Raw genomic sequence first — 1,752 nt, 5'->3', positions numbered from 1 at the left:
AATAAATGCCAAACATGCGCTGCCCTAGGGTTTCTTTCTAGGGACGATTAACTCTTTGTTGCTCGATTTTTACTTAGCCCACTAGGTGGCAAACCTCGCGCCGCGATTAAATCGCCCCTAGATTGAACAAATTTCAACCCTGAAAGGCCAACACGCCCATATGAATATAAGAAACGTCGATCTTAACCTTCTCGTTTATTTAAATGTGTTAATAGATGAAAAAAGTGTGTCTAAAGCTGCAAATAAGCTCGCGCTTACACAACCTGCTATGAGTAACGCATTAAAGCGTTTACGCGATTTATTTGACGACCCGCTACTGGTGCGTGCCGCAGGCTCAATGACACCAACGACAAAAGCACTTGCATTAAAGCCCGAAGTTGAAGCCCTATTAAAAATGGCTGAGGCCATTACCCAACCTAGTGAGCAATTTAACCCTACAACCGCTAACATTACGTTTAGAATAATGGCAAACGACTATATAGAGTCGACCTTAATAGCCCCTTTTATAACCGCGCAACTTAGTAAAAACCCAGGTATCAATTTTGATGTATTAAGCCCAAGTGACGTAAACCTGCAAGACATGGAAAAAGGCACTATCGATTTAGCCATAAATCGCTTTAATGGGCTGCCTCGCTCGTTTCATCAAGCCAGCGTATGGCGCGATAATTACTGTTGCTTATCCCATCCTAAAAATACCTTTTTACAACAGTCAGGTTTAGACGATTACTTAGAGAAAGAACATATTTGGGTAAACCGTGCAGGTTGGGGGCCAGAAGCCGCTGTTACTAATAAATCGGGAAAACAAAAACTCGGTTGGGTAGACGAAGCACTTTGGCAACTCGAGCAAACCCGTAAAATACGCGTTTTTACCCGCCACTATATGATTGCAAGCCTGCTTTGCCAGTCAGAACAGCTTATTGCTACCCTTCCACGCCGCCAAGCTAAATTACTCACTACACATACAAACCTAGTAATAAGCCAGGTTCCTTTTCAAATAGTCCCTATTGAGGTGAAAATGATATGGAGCCCACTGCTTCACCACGCACCAGCACATCAATGGTTAAGACGTGAGTTATTAGCGTTTGCTAAAACAATTGCGGATAGGTGATAAAATTAAATCATTCGCATGTTATGCGTAATAATTCAAACGAATAAGTATTCAAGCGTGTGCATATGTAGGTCAGTTGTATTCACTGATTATTCAGTTACCTAAAGCGGTTATGCTGTGTATTGGTGCGCTAAGCGCTTTGCGTTATTCCGTAAAAATTATAAAATAACGATAATATTAATCAACATAGAGCCTGTTCATGAGCGAAATTCATTTCTTAAATATAGATTTAGATATTGAATCAAAAGAAGATATCAGTCCAATTGTCGAGTTTTGGGGCGATGCAGTGATGGTATTTCGGCTCGAAGAGGCTGAAGGCGTTTGGCTAGGTTCTTTCGAAACGTCTGAAGATGCCCAAAACGATATTGTTAATAAATACCACCAATTGATTACGAGTTTACCACCTAACTTAAGAGCTATTTGGGATAGATCCCTCTCTGTCAGACTAGTTGTCGCGCTTAATATTTAACCATTAAATAGAGGGTGTGGAGTAACAATGAAACATTATTCAGCGCAAAGCAAAGAGTCGGCTCTTCAGAAGATGATGCCTCCAAATAATATAGCAAAAGACCAATTATCTATCGAGATGGGTATTGGTGAATCAACCTTGTATAATTGGCGAAAACAATTCAGCTATAAGGGGC

General features: G+C 40.8%; 2 protein-coding genes. Both read left to right on the top strand.

The window, feature by feature from the left end:
• The first annotated feature begins 160 nt into the window (after positions 1-160).
• Positions 161-1,108, top strand: a complete 948-nt coding sequence (locus CWB66_RS00100; RefSeq protein ID WP_138583854.1) for a LysR family transcriptional regulator — start codon at positions 161-163, stop codon at positions 1,106-1,108.
• 199 nt (positions 1,109-1,307) lie between these two features.
• Entirely contained in the window at positions 1,308-1,577 is a 270-nt protein-coding gene (locus tag CWB66_RS00095) for a hypothetical protein (protein WP_138583853.1), read from the top strand.
• Positions 1,578-1,752 lie beyond the last annotated feature (175 nt).

Source organism: Pseudoalteromonas sp. S558 (assembly GCF_005886635.1).
Taxonomy (GTDB): Bacteria; Pseudomonadota; Gammaproteobacteria; order Enterobacterales; family Alteromonadaceae; genus Pseudoalteromonas; species Pseudoalteromonas aliena.
Note: the sequence above shows the minus strand (reverse complement) of the source record. Positions and strands in the feature narration are given on the sequence as shown.

Excerpts from the sequence above, each read along its gene's own strand:
- CWB66_RS00100 (WP_138583854.1), top strand. The coding sequence starts at position 161 with ATGAATATAAGAAACGTCGATCTTAACCTTCTCGTTTATTTAAATGTG.
- CWB66_RS00095 (WP_138583853.1), top strand. The coding sequence starts at position 1,308 with ATGAGCGAAATTCATTTCTTAAATATAGATTTAGATATTGAATCAAAA.